The organism is Vibrio alginolyticus NBRC 15630 = ATCC 17749 (assembly GCF_000354175.2).
Lineage (GTDB): Bacteria > Pseudomonadota > Gammaproteobacteria > Enterobacterales > Vibrionaceae > Vibrio > Vibrio alginolyticus.
The window spans coordinates 1,205,899-1,223,801 of sequence record NC_022359.1 but is presented as its reverse complement, the minus strand read 5'-3'; the positions used below and the strand labels follow the sequence as shown (position 1 = coordinate 1,223,801).

The following is a 17,903-nucleotide window of genomic DNA, read 5'->3' as shown; positions in this document are numbered from 1 at the left end:
GGCATTGCTGCAGACACTACATAAGGTGTTCTATTAATGATTTATTTAGAACAAAGATCCTGTTCACCGTAAACGAGCCATTTCGGCAAATATGCGGTTTCTGGAATTGTCCAGCCATACTTATCGTATGCCAATGCAGCAAGACCAATCAGTTTCAAAGAAACATTCCCTTTTGGCGAATAACGAACATCTTCATTCATGTAGAACTGGTAATGCGCCTCTAACGCATCTCTCAGTGCTTCTTGATAATGCGCCTCATCGCCATCGATAATGGCAACAAACACATTCACAAATGGAATAAACAAAGAATGTACATAGGGCACTCTGGTTGATTCTAAGTATTGCGGAGAAGATTTCTCCATCACAGTTTGCAATAACTCAGGTAACGCTGATGAATTGCTAAATACACCGTTAACGAACTCGACTAGCGCAACATCGAATGGATCTTTTAAACGCACTAACGACTCATCCATGATGGTCATCAGCTCTACGCCGCGCCAATCTCTCGCGGCCATCGTTAAACAGATTTCATCCAACCAAGCATCCATCGTTCCCCCTGCAACAGAACGGTTACCTACTTCCGAAAAATGTCGGTGCCCAACGGAGAATTCAACAACTTGCTCTGAATGATTGGCCAGCAAGTACACGTTATTCAGTAACTCAAGCGCCCTTTTTATGTAAGCTGGCGAGGCCTGATGTTGTCCGAATTCGGAAGCGGTGAAGAATGCCTCAAGCGAATCCCAAGCATCGCCTTTCATTCTTTTAAGAGGTTGCTGATAAAAAGATTGTTTTTCATCAAGCATTTTTTCCCAAAAACTATAGAAACGTTCGTCTTCTTCACGAAAAATACGCAATTTTCTTTCTTCAGGTATCTCTAAATAGTGATTTTTCATTGGTTCCATCGTTCCCTAGCCTCGCATTATAAGTTGTTCTAATTTTTGCCGTGATGATAATCATCCTCAAAATCAAGCATTGAATGATGCCGAAGTTGTTTTATGAAATCAATTTATAATCAGTATCTTATATCGAAAAGCAATACTTAATTGAAATGAATCGAAAAGCCGCCTGTGTCCAGTTAGTTGTTTTGTAACAAGGTTTCGGCATAAGGCTACGATGATTAACTGATGTAGCCGATCAGATCGTAACTTCCTGATTTAGTTCCATCGAATTACGCAACAAAGCCCAATGATCTTGTAGATTTGTTTTGTTCGCTCAAACAGAGCCCGCAGCTGCGCCAACCTTTCATCGAACGGCATTGCCGCAGACACTACATAAGGTGTTCTACTAATGATTTATTTAGAACAGAGATCATGCTCACCGTAAACGAGCCACTTTGGCAAATATGCGGTTTCTGGAATTGTCCAGCCATACTTATCGTATGCCAATGCAGCAAGACCAATCAGTTTCAGAGAAACATTTCCTTTTGGCGAATAGCGAACATCTTCATTTATGTAGAACTGGTAATGCGCCTCTAACGCATCCCTCAGTGCCTCTTGATAATGTGCCTCATCGCCATCGATAATGGCAACAAACACATTCACAAATGGAATAAACAAAGAGTGTACATATGGCACTCTGGTTGATTCTAAGTATTGCGGGGAGGATTTCTCCATCACAGTTTGCAATAACTCTGGTAACGCTGATGAATTGCTAAATACACCGTTAACGAACTCGACTAGCGCAACATCGAATGGATCTTTTAAACGCACTAACGACTCATCCATGATGGTCATCAGCTCTACGCAGCGCCAATCTCTCGCGGCCATCGCTAAACAGATTTCATCCAACCAAGCATCCATCGTTCCCCCTGCAATAGAACGGTTACCTACTTCCGAAAAATGTCGGTGCCCAACGGAGAATTCAACCACTTTGTCTGAATGATTGGCCAGCAAGTACACGTTATTCAGTAACTCAAGCGCTCTTTTTATATAAGCTGGCGAGGCCTGATGTTGTCCGTATTTTGAAGCAGTGAAGAATGAATCAAGCGAATACCAAGCGTCGCCTTTCATTCTTTTGAGAGGTTGCTGATAAAAAGATTGTTTTTCATCAAGCATTTCTTCCCAGAAGTTGTAAAAATCTTCATCTTCCTCACGAAAAATACGCAATTTTCTTTCTTCAGGTATATCTAAATAGTGATTTTTTATTGTTTCCATCGTTCCCTAGCCTCGCATTATAAATTGTTCTAATTTTTTGCTGTGATGATATTCATCCTCAAAATCAAGCCGTGAATGATGCCGAAGTTGATTTATAAAATCAATTTATAATCAGTATGTTGTATCGAAAGTTAATGCTTAATTGAAATGAATCGAAAAGCCGAAAAACATTTGAAATATAAGGCTACCGCACAAGCCGCGATGGGTAAGCCAGAACGTACCTGTCCATAAACAGTGGACGACGAATACTGACTTTGTGGAGTAAAGATAGACAGATATTCACCATTGTGTTCGCCTTTCTTTTTCTGTCGCTTTCGATAATACTCTTGCGCAATATTACTCAGCTGGAAATTTTATGCCTCAAGCAAACTCTGTGGTCGTACTCGACTTTGAAACCACAGGTCTCTCTCCTACTTTAGGTGATCGCGCAATAGAAATTGGTGCAGTAAAGTTAGTCAATGGCGAGGTTGTCGATAGTTTTCAGCAACTCATGAATCCCGGTTTCAGAGTGAGTTCTTTCATTGAGAACTACACCGGCATTACCAACAATATGTTGCGATCGGCACCAAGCTGCGAAGAGGTAATGGCGTCATTTAGTGAGTTCATTGCTGGCGAGAACCTTATCGCTCACAACGCGTCCTTCGATAAACGATTTTTAGATGCAGAGCTTGAACGAATCAACTGTGGTTATTCGGGTGAGTTTGCTTGCACCTTACTGGTGGCAAGACGGCTCATTCAAGATGCCCCATCACATAAGTTAAGTGAACTTGTTCGCTATAAAAATATCGACAACGACGGCGTTTTCCACCGTGCACTAGCCGATGCGCAAATGACAGCCAAGCTTTGGCTCTTAATGGTCGAAGGGATAGAAAACTCAGGCGTCGAAAAACCAAGTTTTCAGTTGATGCAAACGGTCAGTAAAACAGCCAAAGGAAAAGTCGACCTGCTACTCGCCAAAAGCCGTGCGTAACCCCCTCCGAACTAAAAGCTGATTCTAGCCTCTTAGACGTTTAAGTGATTTTCGATATACATGCGATATTGGTTATCCCAGTTAATTTCCTAATCCGAAAGCGGCAGTTCGCTGGTCTCACCAACCAAACTGGCTTACTATGCCAGGTACCTAAAACGCTTTGTGAGTCACTCATGAGCAGAAAAAATAACAAAAATCTCAGCATTCTTCTTAAACTCAACACCTTTATTGCACCTTATAAATGGCGGGTTGCGGCAGCCTTGGTTGCCCTTGTCGCGACAGCAAGTTTGACGTTATCCGTTGGCTATGGAGTGCGCATTCTTATCGACCAAGGCTTTGCTCAGCAATCATTGCAAGAGCTCACCAATGCGATTCAGTTTATTGTCGGTGTCACATTGTGTATTGCCATTGGGACTTTCTTTCGCTTTTACCTTGTCTCTGCCGTAGGTGAGCGCGTTAGTGCGGATATTCGCCTTGCGGTGTTTAACCATGTGATTACGCTGCATCCGAGCTATTTTGAGACTAACAGTAGTGGCGACATAATGTCGCGCCTGACTACCGATACCACATTGCTGCAAAGCATTATCGGTTCATCGTTCTCAATGGCGATGCGTAGCGCTTTGATGTGCTTTGGTGCCATCATTATGTTATTCGCTACCAACGTTAAGCTCACGCTGATTGTGCTTGCTTCTGTGCCTTTGGTTTTGGTACCAATTTTGTTTTATGGACGACGTGTGCGTGCGCTCTCTCGTCAAAGTCAGGACTCAATGGCTGATGTTGGCAGCTACGCTGGAGAAGCGATAGAACATATTAAAACCGTGCAAAGTTTTAGCTCAGAGTCGCATGAACAAGCGGCTTTCGCTGTCGAGGTGGAAAAAGCTTATGAAATAGGCAGACAGAGAGTAAAACAGCGCGCGATCCTGATATCAGGCGTTATTGTGATTGTGTTCAGCGCGATTTCAGGCATGCTTTGGGTAGGCGGCAGCGATGTGATTCACGGAAAAATGTCTGCGGGTGACCTAGCCGCATTTGTGTTTTATGCCATTATGGTTGCCTCATCGACTGCAACCATTTCCGAAGTCATGGGTGAATTGCAAAGAGCCGCAGGTGCTACCGAACGGCTGATTGAGATCCTTCAAGTAGACAGTGATATTAAAGCGCCAAGCAACCATTTGCCTGTCCGTTCCGACATGCCTGCTGAGATTAACTTTAATTCGGTGAGTTTCAACTACCCTTCTCGCCTAAATCAACCAGCAATCAAAGAATTAAATCTAACCGCTGAACAAGGAAAAGTACTGGCGTTAGTCGGCCCTTCTGGTGCAGGTAAAACAACACTATTCGAACTGCTGCAACGATTTTATGACCCACAGCAAGGGCAAGTGTTATTTGGTGGTGAAGATATTCGACAGTTCGACCCAAACGAACTTCGACGTCAAATGGCGCTCGTACCACAACAACCAGCGCTGTTTAGCCATGATGTTTTCCATAATATTCGCTACGGTAATCCTAAAGCGACGGATGAACAAGTTATCGAAGCCGCGAAAAAAGCCCATGCCCATGAGTTTATTGAGAAGCTTCCCGAAGGCTATCACAGCTTTTTAGGCGAGCGCGGCGTTAGGCTATCGGGCGGACAAAAGCAGCGCATTGCGATTGCTCGCGCGATTCTAAAAGATCCAAAAATCTTACTGCTAGACGAAGCTACCAGCGCCCTTGATAGTGAAAGTGAACATCACGTTCAGCAAGCACTTGAAGCTCTAATGAAAGGACGCACAACGTTGATTATTGCTCATCGTCTTTCGACTATCCAACATGCGGATAAAATTGCGGTGCTCGACAATGGCGAGTTAGTCGATGTTGGTAACCACCAATCATTAATGCAAAGCTGTGAGTTGTATCAGCGACTTGTGGCATTGCAATTTAAGCACTTGGAGTAACGCCTAGTTAAGCGTTCAAAAGTAAGCAAAGGCGGACCAAATAATTTAATAACAGGAGTTTAACGATGTTTTTGTGTCAGTCCAGCGAGCCTTGGCGAGACTAAGAATCTAGCTCTGAGTGGTTAATGAGATAATTTAGACCATGAAGAGCTAGGATAGAAGATCCCACATCATGTCCCATCGTCGCTGTACAAGGTGACGAAATACAAAAGATGCCACTCGCAGTTAAACGAGCGGCATTAAACCAAGCAGCTCGCCTTTTAACAAAGGAATTCCAGTAAGAATCCAGTAACGAGCGTATTCTCCCTTCAACTAGAAACACTCGTTCACAACTACCATATAAAACCCAATCAACTTCATTTGTAACAATTAAGGTTTCAAAAATAGGAAATCATTACTGAAAAAGTTTACCGCGTTTTGTGTTGCTATCTATGGTTACAATGCTTGAGACATCAATGCCTTCAAACCAAGCAACACAAAAGCGGCACCGATATGAACAGCGAAGCGAAACAACTATTTTCTTATCTATGTCAGCGATACGATGCGCTTTCTCAAGAGCTTGAGTCTCGCCCTTTTCCTGAATTTTCTGAGACTATTACTCATCCTCTTGGGCACTGTTTAGTCCGTTGCCCAGCAGGTAGCCAACGCTTTTCTATTGTAGCAGTCAACTTTGCACCCTCCGTTCGCGGGCAAGGCGTGCTTACTGCATTTATCGACTACATCAAAAGCAATCCTTACCACTACCAAGGTGTTGAGGTTGCAATCATTGAAAACAAGAACTTAGCTAAACGGCTTTTGTCTCTTGGCTGGAAGTACAAGTCCCTGTTTGGCAAGATTTTCTTCGCTAGCAAGCCGACCCTAGTAAAGGACTTTCAGTCTGCGTAATAGTTATTACGAAACCGCATCGACATCCAAAGTAAAACCATCACTCAAAATCCGTAAGCATGTTGAAAAAAACTTGGCGATCTTCTGCAGTACTTCCTCGATGAGCAGTGTATTCAACGTGCGCGTCTGCGCTGGCTTTTGGGGATAGATTGATGCCCCATAACGCATTAATTTGGTTTGGTACGATGGAATAACGCATATCAACAATTCGCATTTCATTATTCGGATCCGTCGCTACAAAACCGTTTGAAAACCAACGGAAACGTTCGATGTCTCTTGCTTGTTGCGATTGCGGGTTTAGCCACGGAAATTGCTCTTTTATATTTAACTTTGGAGTTGATTCGCCAGGGTAAATTTTTATTGAACGCCCCACCCTTACGGCATCTACATAGTAGCTCTCTTCCGTTTCATAAATTAGTTTCCAAACCAAAAGATTGCTGAAACTTGGTTTGGCTTTTAATTGTATAGCGTTGTGTTGTCGCTCTTTGACGATTTCCCAACCAGCTACTTCTGCTCTATCTCGTTGTATCGTTCCAAGACTTAGGTAAGCCAGGCACCATAAAAATGCAATGCGGGCATAGTTTGGGCTTCGCTTCAGTGCAACAAACAAAAGCAATATTAAAATAGGGAGTGTGAACGCGGGGTCGATTACCGAAATAGTGTTCCAAGCATAACGCGTGTTGCTTATCGGCCATAGAAGCTGTGTTCCATAACTGGTGCATGCGTCTAATAACGCATGGGTACTATAACCAAGCGCGCAGTAAAACCAACTCTGCCGGAAGCTTAGTCCTCGCTTTTTTGCGAACAATGGATACAACAACAAAGCACAAATGAAACTACCAAACGGGATAAACAAGAGCGAGTGAGTAAATTGGCGATGGTATTCCAAATACAGCAAAGGATCAGTTGAAGAACGGATTAGCACATCTAAATCCGGAGCCATCCCAGAGACCACGCCCAACACGCCAACAACTGCAAGGTTTCGCTTGTTGCTCACCGCCAGTGGCAAAGCTGCACCCAATAAACCTTGCGTTAACGGATCCATCGTTCACTTCCTTTAGATAGATGAAGCTCAGCTGGAAAGCGTACACGCTCAATAGTCGGTTCCAATTTAAAAACCAGAAGGTTCTTCGACATAAATTATCCGCATTTAAGTGGAAAATAATACACGACTTAGTCATGCATTTGCTTGTTTAGCAACAAACACCTTGATTTAGTGTAAGAAGGAATCACGCCGTTCGCTAGTGAACGAACAAATCTGAGTCTAGGCTTGTTTGGTATTTCAAACCCGAAGGTTTATCTGACGCGAAAAAACAAGGCGATCCAAATGGCTCGCCTTGTTTCTAATTTACTGAACGATAAACGACAGGTGTTTAGTCTTGAGGATTCTCTTTCGCGTTGATTTCAGCGTAAGTGTGCAGCAGCTCCGTCAATGTTTTTACCCACGCAAAAACATCCGAAGGTGCATTTTCGATTAGTTTTTCCACTAGCGCACAGTGTGTTTCTAGCGTGATGGCCTCTTCCAAACGGAATGAGATCGCGTAGAAATGCCAAAGCACCAATCGCGTCATTCGCTCGCTATTTTGCTTTGCGTTGTCTGAGTCATCAAACGCTTGTTGAATTTCACTCAGTGCGATTGCTGTCATGCGTAGCATTGCATCAAGACGTGCAGACAACATGCGGTCTTCACTATCCACTTCTTCTTGATCAAAAGTGAACAGCTCATTCATCACGTCTTCTGGCACCATTTTACTGATCATACGAGCACTAAACTCTTCCAGCTCATGGCGAGGCATAGTTACAAGACAATCGAAGGTGTAATCACGAAGCATAAAATCACTCTAGGTTAGAAATCAATTTCAGCCTCGCATTCTAAATATTGAAATTTCAATTGCCAGTGTTAATTTCTATCCATCTACGAAAAACTACAAAACACCGTTGATTGCAATACCAACACCAATCCGCTGCTGATTATGATCATAGTCGATCAAGCTCTTACCATAACCCGCTGAGTATTGTGCGTACCCCTGAACTTTGCCCCAAATCGGAAATGACACACCCAGTTCTGCAAAACCCTTATGTGTTTGAAAGTTCTGGCGACCTAAAAAGGTAAACTCGTAACCATTCCACTTGTAAGCACTCGATAGCTCAAAGTGTCCCATATAGTCTTCGATATCCGGGTTATCATCACCTTTGGGATCATTAGGCGATGTCTTTTCATCTTCAGGTATACGCCACCAAGGCTGGATAGAAACCGCAAAATTGTCTTTTGCAAAGGTTAAGTTGGCATAGACACGGTTCCAACTGCGCGATAGCTCCTGTCTCTGACCGTTAGACTCATGTTCAATACCAAAACCTAACCAAGTCGAACCATCAAGTGGTTTCCAGTCTGTTGGGGTGTAGTAAAAAAGCTCTGGACGATAATTGGTTTCACGGAATGGACGAGATGCTGCACCCGTGTATACCTGCCAAAATGATTTAAGAGTCATTCCAAAAAACAGACCATCTCCATCAAACAACAAGTCATCATAGTTCATTGGTACTTTAAAACTGATTTGGAACTCCGCCTCTTCCTTACGCAGTTCATCGCCGTATTTGGTGTCGGCATACGCGCGTTTATTTACACGATCACTGTATGTAAACGGAAGAATATAGTTAACGCGATGCGCGACTAGGCTAAACGGTTCGAACGCGTTTTCTCGTTCTGATTCCAAACGCTTGTCGACCAAACTTTCCTGAAGTTCTTCAGGCTCTTCAATTTCTGGATCTGCGGGCACTGTGCTGGTTACTGTGTCAAGCTCACACTGCGCGCGAATGCTCTTTATGGTTTCTTCACCTTTGCTTTGCTTTATTTTGTCTAGCAAACATAAATCATAAGCACTGGCTGTTTCTCCCATCGCAACTGGCGCTGCCAATAAACTCAGTATTGATATCCCTGCCACTTTTGAAGCCATCTGAAACCCTTAATATTCTTTATGTCAAACCAGATAATTTTAGTTTTTCTTGGTAAACCGCTTGCCATTCTGACGTTAAGGCAATGTTAAATGTCCGCCGACTTTACGTCTTGGATAAATGCAACAGACTTTAGACATATCGGTCAACTATGATCAAAGCGCAAAAAACAACCAAGAGTTGAGCATCATAGATAAAAGCCACTCGTTTGCATGATGCTCATTTTATCTATGCAAAATACTGGCTCGTAACTTTGATTGCAAACCCGGCTATGAATAAACCCAAACCATAACCCAAATGCGCCAATGTGCTAAGAAAACGGGCTTTCCAAGGTGTTGGGGTTTTACTCGCAGCAAAACCAAATCCTAGACAAGGTTGAATGACCAAAAATGGGAAGATCAACGTTACCACGCCTGTAATTAAGCTGGGCATTAGACTGGGCTCTACCAACCAATGATGACCAAAAACAGTAACGTGAGCCAAAGCGAAAGTAACGCCGATGGCATAATGCAAAAACCAGCCAAGTGACTTTTCTCCCGGCATCGCCTCTGACGCCATAATTGGCGCATGCATAAGCTTTCCTTGGGGCATGTACAAAACCCAGCGCGCAACCAACGCATAGTTTAATGAAGGAATACCAAACACTCTCCTTTGTAACCATGCCCATAAATCCATTATCAAAGTGGCACCAATCCCTATTAGCACCGCTTGCAATCCCATTAAAAGCAGCATTTTTCTCTCCTCAAGTTTTTGATTTGTTAAGGTCTTAGTTGCATGCTACAACTTAAAGCCAACTTGAAGTCAATGGGGAATAATATGGATATTGCAGAAGTGGTTAGAAAATCAGGATTGCCGACTTCAACGCTCAGGTACTACGAACAGCTGGGGTTAATTCGCTCGATAGGAAGGAATGGATTGAGACGCCAATATTCACCAGAGGTACTCAATACACTCAATTTAATTAGTTTGGGGCGTATCGCTGGAATATCGCTTAACGAAATGGCAGAAATGTTGAATCAATCAGAAGTTTCAAAGCCATATATCGATCGTGACTTACTAACGAAAAAGGCACTTGAGATTGATGAGCAAATAAAACGTTTGAAAGCGGTGCGAGACAGCCTAAACCATGTTGCCACCTGCCCTCATGAGTCACATATGGACTGTTCTTCATTTCAAAGGCTTATGAAGGTCGTAAAGCGTTATGTCCCCCAAAAGCAGAGATAAACCGCTCTCCCTACCGTCCTATTCTTGATTTACAAGGAAGTAACTCGCGGTTGTGAGTTACTTCCTTTCATATTACTTAGCTTGCGATTTTACGTACTTCTTCACTTTTTTCATCGCCATTTTTTGCTTTAACGGTGAAAGGTAATCAATGAACAAGTTACCAGATAGGTGATCAATTTCGTGCTGCATCACAATCGCCAAGAACTCATCGCTCTCGATTGTAATCGGGTTGCCATCACGGTCTAGTGCAGAAACAACAACTGACGTGTAACGCTCTACATCTGCGTAGTACTCAGGAACAGATAGGCACCCTTCTTGACCAAGTGCTTTGTTTTCTCCGCTCACCACTTCTGGGTTAACCAAGATTAAAGGATCATTGCGTTCGTCAGAGATATCGATGACAACAACCGCCTCTTTTCTGCCTACTTGGGTTGAAGCTAAACCGATACCATTGCCCGTTGCGTAAAGTGTTTCTAGCATATCGTCTATCAGCGTTTGTACTGTCGATACATCAGTGACTTTTTCTGCTTTTACTTTAAGCCTTGGGTCTGGAATGGAGAGAATTTCGAGGACTGCCATACTTACCTTTCATATCTATAAATCGTAATTCGTGGCGAATTATACACACGTTTCTCGATACATAAACCTGCTAAGCTATCTTGCGCACAAGGCATAAACCATTAACTCAAACTACAACACAATAAATGGGTTTGCCTTTTAGATAAAAATCCTACAAACAGGAAACTAAAACGCCAGCACATTATGGCTGACGTCTTGTCATGATCCTAATTGAATCGTTTGTTGTATTTTATCTACTGACTTTCCTTGGCTTTGAGTAATACTCTAATCGCCATTTTCTCACCACTTTTTAAAATTAAGTAGGCGATGCCAATCGTTATTAGCATTATGATAGCAATAAAAATACTTACCCCACCGAGCTCAGATAATAAATAAAACGGAGAAATATCTAACGACATTAAGATAAGAGAGAACACTACCAAACTTGCTAAAGTCCACAGTAAAACAGCATACCATCTTGTTTTTGATGGCATTACATCTCCAGTCTTGTAGCCGAAGTAATAACCAACACTCATGGCTGGGATTAACGTGCTAAGAAAGCCTGTACCACTCATTTCTATCCCAACAATATATTCAATGGCCAACAGCAATGCAGCCCAACAAACGGACGCCAGACACAACAGAGACGTAACAAGAAGTACCGATGGTGGCTGGTTTATTTCTGATTCTGAATAGTTACTTTTTAATTCCACTTTCATTTCCTTCCATTTATTTGAATAAAATAAGCGTTTTAGATCATGCTTCCGCTTGGACAACCTAGAGAAACAACACCGCCATAACTCGTTGTTGGCGTAACTACCATGACTAAATCAACAGGAAGAAACACAACGTCCGTTGCTAACGACAAAGGAATGTCAATCAATGATAGTGGGTATAACGCGATAGAAGTAATATCAGCTCTTAAATAGCAAGGTTGTCGTGCGACTGATAACGCGGTGCCTGAAAACGGCTTTCCGTATCCGCCACCAGCATGCGCATCTATAGATGAACACCCCACCATTAAAGATGCTGACACCACAAGAAATACAACTTGTAGCTTTTTAAATAGTTTTATTTTCATTTAACCTAGATTCCAACTAACTGTTATTTTTTAAAACTAAACCCTCTCTCTCAAATTGTATATTCAATAAGTTTACTCATATGGGCCTAGTGCAACCATGTTAATACGTTCTATGTATCAGAAACAATTCATTTATTTCCAATGACACTAGTGAGATTATGCGACGTGATTGGAATCTCACTTAAGTTTTCATGGACCTATCGCGCTGAAAATTGAATCCTCTACCTGTCATAGAATAAAAAGCCCCGTGGGCATTACCTGCACCATTATTGCTTGAAGCTTATCTAGTGACAGACCTAGATAGCTAATAGTCGCACTTGCTGTCGGAGGATTTTATTGGCTTTTACGCGGACTTTAACCAACACATCACCATCGACCAACCTAAGGTCGAATATTGGTGAATGTCGCGATGGTGACTCCATCACTTTGTGACGACAACGATTTTACGTCTGCGCTAAAGTAATACGGATTAAGTGGCATTTTGCTCTCTGATGGTCGTGCGTAGTAAAGCTTGGCAGGCTGTTTTGCCATTTGTTGCGCGTACAAATACCCGACCAACGCATGTTCAAACTGGTGGTAACCATTTCCCCAATGGAACGCTTTGGTTGACTTAGGACTCAGACCGACTCCTCCATATTGATGATCCACCCATACGTCCATAAAAGTGGGTAACGTGTATTGAAGCGTTTCTTTCATCGAACCATCGACAAGAGAAACTGTCATTGCCGCTTGATCGAGCTCTGCCCATTCCCAAGACGAGCTATAGTGCTTGTATGGTCTTGATTGCCAAGCAGGAATGATCTCTTGCGTCCATTTACTCTGCCATTCTGGTGAGAAAAGCGCTTTGACTTGCTCAAAGTTTTGCTGGTATTGCGCTTGCTTAAGCGTGTGTTTCATTCCTTTGAAACCAAACTCTGTCCACTTTGAATTTTCCAACAACTGACCTGTCAGATACGTCATCCAATACGCCTTGATGGTGTGTCCAAAATCATTGTGTTTCGCATCTGGCATCATTACTGCTTTGTGGTGTATCGCGCCATAAAAGCGCTGCTCTTTGACGGAATGGTAGTTATCTATCATCACTTGCGTCAGCCATTGCAGATCTTGCTTCCACTTGGCTTGCGCTGGCGGTGGTAAAAGTGGCGCCGTTAACAACAGATAGCCATTGATCTGGTCAAGTTGAGCGACTAGCTCTTGCTGCTTCGCACTTTCCCCATCACCGTCTTTCAAAACCCAAGCCAGACCGCGATCATCGCTTCGTCGGTATTGTTTAAATATAAACGCTTGCTGGTCGATGAGCGCTTGTTCGACCTTTGGATCTTGAGTCAAGTAGTAATACATCGCCAAACCCACCAAGGCGTAAGCTTGGTCTTGAGAAGTTCGTTGTTGCCACTCCATCCCCGGTTTCCCACTACGCGTAAAGCTCACAAAGCCGCCGTTTTTCTCATCTTGTAGATGATCAATCAGGTAATAAGCCCCTTTCTTTGCCAGCTCTAATGCTTGCTTGTCACCCGTAAGATGAAAAAGCACGCCATAAGCGTAAGTTTGGCGCGATTTCATGCGGGTGTATTCGCGATCGAAGTGCGGGCTAATCCACCCTTTGTTTAATTCTCCACACGGCTTTTGTGGGTCGAGAATGACACCGTTATCACAACGAAAAGTCGGAAAATTCCCCGCAGGTTGTCCATGCGCGCTTTCCATCATCCAATATGGGGCTAGGCCATTCGTCACATGGTTTAACCAATCATCCCCCGAAGGCAGGCCTACATCAGCAAAGCTGCTCATGCTCGTCGTTGCGAGCAATAAGGTAAGATATTTAAAAGACATAACACTCAATTAAGTTATTGAATTTTATCCAGTATAAATAACTCCCTTTACGCATATTGTTGTCGTGCTCACAATAGCCTTACGCATTTGTTTGCATCAATCATCTTTCAGCCTTGTTCGATGACTGAGCCGAGAATAAACGCTACTCTGTCTTCGACTGACATTTTGGGCACTTCGATCAATTGATAACCAAATTTGTGATAAGCGTTGACCATCTGTTGATACGTAGCCACCGCTTCAGAAAAGTCTTGCTTTCGCTCTTCGTCGTTGCTGAATATCGACGTCCACGGTGGAAAAATGAATGCTTGAGAATGATAACGAAGCGTCTGGCAATGCGTGATGAGCTCATGCGAGATTGGCAGTTGTTCCAACTTACTGTAGCCATATACGTCCACAATACTGCGATCAAAAAACACATTCCCTTGGTGGACATTGAAAGCTCGGTAATTGCTCACTTCTGCCTTCATCATTTCGTCTCGAAAAGCTTGTTTGTCATTCCAAGGTAATGCTGAACCGTGATTGGCAACCTGCGTTTGTATTATTTGACGGCCGGTTTCTGGCGCGCAGATAAAACCTTGTGTTTTTAGCTGTTCGATTACCGAATTTTTCCCTGCACCGGGACCACCAGAGAATACGATGAGTTTATTCAAAATTGTTTCCTTATTTTTTGTTTGAGTGAAGTAATGCGTGTACAGCCAAGAAAATGGGCATCATCTGGCGTTTGAAATTGGAATTTGGCACGCCAGCGTTAAGCGAGATCGGTAGTGGGAAATTTGGGGGAATAGAACTGAGCAGTGAAGAGATTTACAAAGTAAGAACCGAAACGACGTGTTCATCGGTTATGGAAAACGGAGGAATGCTGAGCGAAGCAAGCTCGCCCAAAATACTGGGTTGGGAAGTGGTGCGATTGGTTCTGATGGTTAACGCGTCAATTGGATATCTATATCAAGAAAATGGCACCTAAGCCTAAGAACGCAAAGAAACCGACGACATCGGTAACGGTCGTCAATACTACCGAGCCAGCCACGGCGGGGTCAATGTTAAACTTCTTCAACGTGAATGGTATCAACGTCCCCGATGCCGCGGCCGCCAAACTATTGAGGAAAATTGCACAACAGATAATAAGCGCCAATGGCCAAGAGTCAAACACCATGTAGACGACACCCGCGATGACTAATCCCATGATCAAGCCATTAATGGTGGCGATTTTTAATTCCTTATTCACCAATAGCTTCAAGTTACTTTGGTGCAAGTGGTTTAGTGCGATACCTCGAATGGCCACCGCTAAGGTTTGGCTACCCGCGATGCCGCCCATGCTCGCCACGACAGGCATTAAGATCGCAAGCGCAACGACTTGCTCGACCACATTATCAAAAAGCCCAATGATGGCGGAGGCTACGAAAGCGGTCAGCAAGTTAATCACTAGCCAAAGTGCTCTTAACCTTGTCGCCACGCTTAATGGTGTGAACAAATCTTCTTCGCTTCGTACGTTTTCTGCCACTACAGCTTGTAGGCTGAGTTCGCGCAACGTAATCGCGATGGTCGCCATCGACAAGACGCCCATAATTTTGCCACCAGCCATGATAGGAAACCAATGTGCTCCACCATCAATCGAGACTTGTTTGCTGACGCTTTGAATCGTTTGAATATCTTCTAGAATTGGCGTAACTACGGTCAAGTCGGTAAGTTTGATATGATTTTCGTGCATCAACAGGGTTTGCGGCTCTATCGTACCAATCACACCACTCGCATCACGCACAATAATCAACCGCACTGGACTTTGCCCACGTTTTAGCAGCTCGGTTTTGATGCCTCCTACGCTGTTTTTAGGGTTTGCGACCAGAAAGTGAGGCTCGGCATAACGTCCAACTTTGTTGTCTTCATACGACAATGCTTGTTGGATATGCGCGACAGACTCTTCACTTTGATCAATAAGGTATTCATCTACAAATTCGGTCGGTAGAAAGTCCGCAAAGATGATCAGTTCTGAATCCGTTATGTACGCCAAGCGTTCATGTTGTAAGTCTTTATTGAGTGATTGATGAATGTGCTTGGCGGTGTCGTATCGGAGCAAATTTAATACCGTCCAATACTTCTCAGGCGGCACTGCTTCTATGACACGCTTACGGTAAGCAATGTTGACCGATTCCAAAATGTTCGCAATCTGTGCTTCTTGATAGTCTTTCAAAAAGCTCAAGTCTTCGGTCGATTCTATCGCTTTAATGATCTCAGCAAGCAAATGTGGCACTTTGCGGTTAATTTGCAATTGGTTGGAATCTATCATTACTTTTACCTATAGCTTTCACTACCACATTCGCCGTATTGACGATATGTGCTATCCGAAGGCATGAATTCTTGATGTTAAAATTCTAGGCGATAGTTGACTTAATTGCGGAATTTATATTTCGCTCGCAGAAACAAAACGCCTCTGCATCAGTTCATGGTATAGACTTGAATGTGTGTCAGGCTCATTCGCCTTGTTTGATAATGGAGTAATCAATGGCACCTGTATTTTTTCTGACTCAGCAGGCCGCCTTACCAAGTCGTAAGGTGCTTCGTAAAGTGATTCAATTTTCGACAGCGCTGGCTCAGCCTATTGTAGTTTTAGTGGAAGACCGTCGCCGAAGTGAAGATCACGCATTCGCTCATTTTCTCAGTTTCAACTCTGACCATATAGAAAAAAGACAAGCTGAGTTTGAAGCTTGGACCTTAAAGTTCAACGCATTAATTGTCGAACTTTGTGAAGAAGAAGAGCTTGAAACACCAACGCTCTCTTACGAGCATTTCAAAGGGAGCCATTGGGTTGAGCAAGTTGCGAAACGACTTGTTGACCACACTGACTTACTGCTCGTGGGACACTTTAACAAACACGAGATTCAAACGATGCTCACAGAACTAGCACAACAAGATTGCGACTTGTTGCTACTGAGTGAGCGTTCATGGCCTTCTCACGCCAACATGCTTTGTGCAATCGACCCACTTCATCGAGGGGATGAAAAGTCGATAGTAGATAAAGCCATCGTCTCGCGAGGCTCAAAATTAGAACAAACCTTAAGCGGGAAAATGACGCTCGTTTACTGCCGATACGTCGCGCCATACCTCTCTCGCTATCGTGCAGAGATATTAAGCAATCAAAAAGCAGGCATTACAGATTTTATTACTGCGCAAAAGTTAACGCGAGTTCCATTACTATTACCGGAAGGAAACCCTGAAACGGCGTTACCAAAAGCAGTTAAGCAATCACAAGCAGCGATTTTGATTATGGGGGCATGTAAACGAAGCATGTCATCTCAATTTTGGTCTGGCAGCACTGTAGACACGTTACTTGATCAACCACCTTGTGACCTACTGTTGGTCAACAGCTCCAAGGGCTGACTAGGTATTCTCTATTAACCTATCCTTTCAATACCAAGCGCAGTTATTGGCTCTTTACATCTTCTAACTGCGCGGCTTCATGCTCTGCGTTCAAGGCTTGTTTCTGCTGCTGTTTTATCTCATCCCAACTGCGTCCCGACTCAATCGCAGATACACGCTGATCGTATTTGTTGCAGGCTCTTTCGAGTACTTTCTCAGGATCTATACCCTTTTCTCTTTCCAGCGCTTTTAATACGTTAAGATAGTTCCACAACACATCGCCTAACTCGTCTTCCAAATGACAAAGGCGATCCTCACGAATCTCTTCGCGGACTTCATCAACTTCTTTGCCAATGGCCTCCAGATAAGTCTCTACGCCTTTAAACCAAGTGTTGGTTTGGTCATATTGAGATTTTCTCGTCGCAATTGCATACAGCTCATCAAATTTCTTCATTGCCTCTCCGTAGAACACGTTTTTATTTATGCCTTTTTAGGACGAATAAACTTCCCTTTAGCCGTCACTCTAACTTCGCTATTGACCCGCAATTGAGCCACCAGTTGATATATACCGCGTCGTTCACCTTCACAGTGTGCAGTAATCGTGACTCGATCATCTAACTGAATAGGTGCATGGTAGCGCACATCCAACTGCGCCGTAAGGGCTTGAATGTCTCTAGATAACAAACAATGCGTCATTGCACCATCGAGAAGCGAACTGGCAATACCACCATGCAACAGGTCTGTGTAACCTTGATGACGCGGTAAAACGTGAAACTCTCCGACAACAGAACCATCGGCTAGGTATTGGTAGTTCACGGCCAAAGAGTTCGGATTCACATTAATTGAAGAACAAACCGCACATTGATGATGAGATTCGTGAGTGTAATGACAATAGCTGTTTGTAGACATGATAGTTACTCGGTTTCTCAAAAGAGTAATTAGCATATGCCAACAATTAAAAAGAA

General features: G+C 43.4%; 20 protein-coding genes and 1 pseudogene. 6 read left to right on the top strand and 15 right to left on the bottom strand.

Annotated features, from left to right (window positions below; genetic code table 11):
• Positions 1–41: 41 nt before the first annotated feature.
• The 3 genes and pseudogenes from N646_RS20690 to N646_RS20685 all read right to left on the bottom strand — a co-directional run bounded on the left by N646_RS20690 (position 42) and on the right by N646_RS20685 (position 2,153).
• The gene (locus N646_RS20690; RefSeq protein WP_017820972.1) at positions 42–902 is read right to left on the bottom strand and encodes an immunity 49 family protein; all 861 of its coding nucleotides are present in this window, start codon (positions 900–902) and stop codon (positions 42–44) included.
• Between the two features lie 282 nt (positions 903–1,184).
• Positions 1,185–1,292 (bottom strand): annotated as a pseudogene (locus N646_RS25170) (threonine aldolase); the annotation flags it as partial.
• The gene (locus tag N646_RS20685) at positions 1,293–2,153 is read right to left on the bottom strand and encodes an immunity 49 family protein (protein WP_017820973.1); all 861 of its coding nucleotides are present in this window, start codon (positions 2,151–2,153) and stop codon (positions 1,293–1,295) included.
• Positions 2,154–2,508: 355 nt separating this feature from the next.
• Between N646_RS20685 and N646_RS20680 the strand changes: the two genes are divergently transcribed.
• The 3 genes from N646_RS20680 (at position 2,509) to N646_RS20670 (ending at position 5,942) form a co-directional block, all read left to right on the top strand.
• The gene (locus tag N646_RS20680) at positions 2,509–3,123 is read left to right on the top strand and encodes a 3'-5' exonuclease (protein ID WP_017820974.1); all 615 of its coding nucleotides are present in this window, start codon (positions 2,509–2,511) and stop codon (positions 3,121–3,123) included.
• Between the two features lie 173 nt (positions 3,124–3,296).
• Positions 3,297–5,057 (top strand): ABC transporter ATP-binding protein/permease, encoded by a 1,761-nt coding sequence (locus tag N646_RS20675; protein WP_017820975.1) that lies wholly within the window; start codon positions 3,297–3,299, stop codon positions 5,055–5,057.
• 492 nt (positions 5,058–5,549) lie between these two features.
• Positions 5,550–5,942, top strand: coding sequence for a hypothetical protein (locus tag N646_RS20670; RefSeq protein WP_005376463.1), 393 nt, complete (start codon positions 5,550–5,552; stop codon positions 5,940–5,942).
• A gap of 40 nt (positions 5,943–5,982) precedes the next feature.
• Here N646_RS20670 and N646_RS20665 read toward each other — a convergent pair whose 3' ends face one another.
• The 4 genes from N646_RS20665 to N646_RS20650 form a co-directional block, all read right to left on the bottom strand.
• Positions 5,983–6,987, bottom strand: a complete 1,005-nt coding sequence (locus tag N646_RS20665) for a metal-dependent hydrolase (protein WP_017820976.1) — start codon at positions 6,985–6,987, stop codon at positions 5,983–5,985.
• A 328-nt stretch (positions 6,988–7,315) separates the two neighbouring features.
• Positions 7,316–7,774 carry a hypothetical protein gene (locus N646_RS20660; RefSeq protein ID WP_005388759.1) on the bottom strand — a complete coding sequence of 153 codons (459 nt, stop codon included), beginning with the start codon at positions 7,772–7,774 and terminating at the stop codon, positions 7,316–7,318.
• 93 nt (positions 7,775–7,867) lie between these two features.
• The gene (locus N646_RS20655; protein ID WP_017820977.1) at positions 7,868–8,896 is read right to left on the bottom strand and encodes a phospholipase A; all 1,029 of its coding nucleotides are present in this window, start codon (positions 8,894–8,896) and stop codon (positions 7,868–7,870) included.
• Positions 8,897–9,122: 226 nt separating this feature from the next.
• Positions 9,123–9,626, bottom strand: coding sequence for a DUF2938 domain-containing protein (locus N646_RS20650; protein WP_005376471.1), 504 nt, complete (start codon positions 9,624–9,626; stop codon positions 9,123–9,125).
• 84 nt (positions 9,627–9,710) lie between these two features.
• Here N646_RS20650 and N646_RS20645 point away from each other — a divergent pair, with 84 nt between their 5' ends.
• Entirely contained in the window at positions 9,711–10,118 is a 408-nt protein-coding gene (locus tag N646_RS20645; RefSeq protein WP_021707542.1) for a helix-turn-helix domain-containing protein, read from the top strand.
• A gap of 72 nt (positions 10,119–10,190) precedes the next feature.
• Here N646_RS20645 and def read toward each other — a convergent pair whose 3' ends face one another.
• From def to N646_RS20620, 5 genes are all read right to left on the bottom strand, one after another.
• Positions 10,191–10,697 carry a peptide deformylase gene (def, locus tag N646_RS20640; RefSeq protein ID WP_005388756.1) on the bottom strand — a complete coding sequence of 169 codons (507 nt, stop codon included), beginning with the start codon at positions 10,695–10,697 and terminating at the stop codon, positions 10,191–10,193.
• A 233-nt stretch (positions 10,698–10,930) separates the two neighbouring features.
• Positions 10,931–11,395 carry an ABZJ_00895 family protein gene (locus N646_RS20635; protein WP_017820978.1) on the bottom strand — a complete coding sequence of 155 codons (465 nt, stop codon included), beginning with the start codon at positions 11,393–11,395 and terminating at the stop codon, positions 10,931–10,933.
• Positions 11,396–11,427: 32 nt separating this feature from the next.
• Positions 11,428–11,757 (bottom strand): YceK/YidQ family lipoprotein, encoded by a 330-nt coding sequence (locus tag N646_RS20630; protein WP_017820979.1) that lies wholly within the window; start codon positions 11,755–11,757, stop codon positions 11,428–11,430.
• Positions 11,758–12,138: 381 nt separating this feature from the next.
• On the bottom strand, positions 12,139–13,584 hold the full coding sequence (locus N646_RS20625) for an AGE family epimerase/isomerase (RefSeq protein ID WP_017820980.1): 1,446 nt from the start codon (positions 13,582–13,584) through the stop codon (positions 12,139–12,141).
• A gap of 107 nt (positions 13,585–13,691) precedes the next feature.
• Positions 13,692–14,234 carry an AAA family ATPase gene (locus N646_RS20620; protein ID WP_017820981.1) on the bottom strand — a complete coding sequence of 181 codons (543 nt, stop codon included), beginning with the start codon at positions 14,232–14,234 and terminating at the stop codon, positions 13,692–13,694.
• A gap of 53 nt (positions 14,235–14,287) precedes the next feature.
• Here N646_RS20620 and N646_RS20615 point away from each other — a divergent pair, with 53 nt between their 5' ends.
• Complete coding sequence (locus tag N646_RS20615; protein WP_005376483.1) at positions 14,288–14,548, top strand: hypothetical protein; 261 nt, start codon at positions 14,288–14,290, stop codon at positions 14,546–14,548.
• On the opposite strand, the gene N646_RS20610 is transcribed toward N646_RS20615, so the two are convergent.
• A complete protein-coding gene (locus N646_RS20610; RefSeq protein WP_005376484.1) occupies positions 14,525–15,868 on the bottom strand; it encodes a magnesium transporter in 1,344 nt (447 codons plus the stop codon). The genes N646_RS20615 and N646_RS20610 overlap by 24 nt on opposite strands.
• Positions 15,869–16,083: 215 nt before the next feature.
• Here N646_RS20610 and N646_RS20605 point away from each other — a divergent pair, with 215 nt between their 5' ends.
• Entirely contained in the window at positions 16,084–16,959 is an 876-nt protein-coding gene (locus N646_RS20605; protein ID WP_017820982.1) for a universal stress protein, read from the top strand.
• A gap of 43 nt (positions 16,960–17,002) precedes the next feature.
• Here N646_RS20605 and N646_RS20600 read toward each other — a convergent pair whose 3' ends face one another.
• Positions 17,003–17,392, bottom strand: a complete 390-nt coding sequence (locus N646_RS20600) for a MazG nucleotide pyrophosphohydrolase domain-containing protein (protein ID WP_005376487.1) — start codon at positions 17,390–17,392, stop codon at positions 17,003–17,005.
• A gap of 26 nt (positions 17,393–17,418) precedes the next feature.
• Positions 17,419–17,847, bottom strand: coding sequence for a PaaI family thioesterase (locus N646_RS20595; protein WP_017820983.1), 429 nt, complete (start codon positions 17,845–17,847; stop codon positions 17,419–17,421).
• Positions 17,848–17,903: the final 56 nt, after the last annotated feature.

Coding starts and splice junctions, on each gene's coding strand:
- N646_RS20675 (WP_017820975.1), top strand. CDS start 3,297: ATGAGCAGAAAAAATAACAAAAATCTCAGCATTCTTCTTAAACTCAAC.
- N646_RS20690 (WP_017820972.1), bottom strand. CDS start 902: ATGGAACCAATGAAAAATCACTATTTAGAGATACCTGAAGAAAGAAAA.
- N646_RS20650 (WP_005376471.1), bottom strand. CDS start 9,626: ATGCTGCTTTTAATGGGATTGCAAGCGGTGCTAATAGGGATTGGTGCC.
- N646_RS20615 (WP_005376483.1), top strand. CDS start 14,288: ATGGGCATCATCTGGCGTTTGAAATTGGAATTTGGCACGCCAGCGTTA.
- N646_RS20605 (WP_017820982.1), top strand. CDS start 16,084: ATGGCACCTGTATTTTTTCTGACTCAGCAGGCCGCCTTACCAAGTCGT.
- N646_RS20665 (WP_017820976.1), bottom strand. CDS start 6,987: ATGGATCCGTTAACGCAAGGTTTATTGGGTGCAGCTTTGCCACTGGCG.
- N646_RS20655 (WP_017820977.1), bottom strand. CDS start 8,896: ATGGCTTCAAAAGTGGCAGGGATATCAATACTGAGTTTATTGGCAGCG.
- N646_RS20680 (WP_017820974.1), top strand. CDS start 2,509: ATGCCTCAAGCAAACTCTGTGGTCGTACTCGACTTTGAAACCACAGGT.
- N646_RS20600 (WP_005376487.1), bottom strand. CDS start 17,392: ATGAAGAAATTTGATGAGCTGTATGCAATTGCGACGAGAAAATCTCAA.
- N646_RS20685 (WP_017820973.1), bottom strand. CDS start 2,153: ATGGAAACAATAAAAAATCACTATTTAGATATACCTGAAGAAAGAAAA.
- N646_RS20630 (WP_017820979.1), bottom strand. CDS start 11,757: ATGAAAATAAAACTATTTAAAAAGCTACAAGTTGTATTTCTTGTGGTG.
- N646_RS20670 (WP_005376463.1), top strand. CDS start 5,550: ATGAACAGCGAAGCGAAACAACTATTTTCTTATCTATGTCAGCGATAC.
- N646_RS20610 (WP_005376484.1), bottom strand. CDS start 15,868: ATGATAGATTCCAACCAATTGCAAATTAACCGCAAAGTGCCACATTTG.
- N646_RS20660 (WP_005388759.1), bottom strand. CDS start 7,774: ATGCTTCGTGATTACACCTTCGATTGTCTTGTAACTATGCCTCGCCAT.
- def (WP_005388756.1), bottom strand. CDS start 10,697: ATGGCAGTCCTCGAAATTCTCTCCATTCCAGACCCAAGGCTTAAAGTA.
- N646_RS20645 (WP_021707542.1), top strand. CDS start 9,711: ATGGATATTGCAGAAGTGGTTAGAAAATCAGGATTGCCGACTTCAACG.
- N646_RS20625 (WP_017820980.1), bottom strand. CDS start 13,584: ATGTCTTTTAAATATCTTACCTTATTGCTCGCAACGACGAGCATGAGC.
- N646_RS20595 (WP_017820983.1), bottom strand. CDS start 17,847: ATGTCTACAAACAGCTATTGTCATTACACTCACGAATCTCATCATCAA.
- N646_RS20635 (WP_017820978.1), bottom strand. CDS start 11,395: ATGAAAGTGGAATTAAAAAGTAACTATTCAGAATCAGAAATAAACCAG.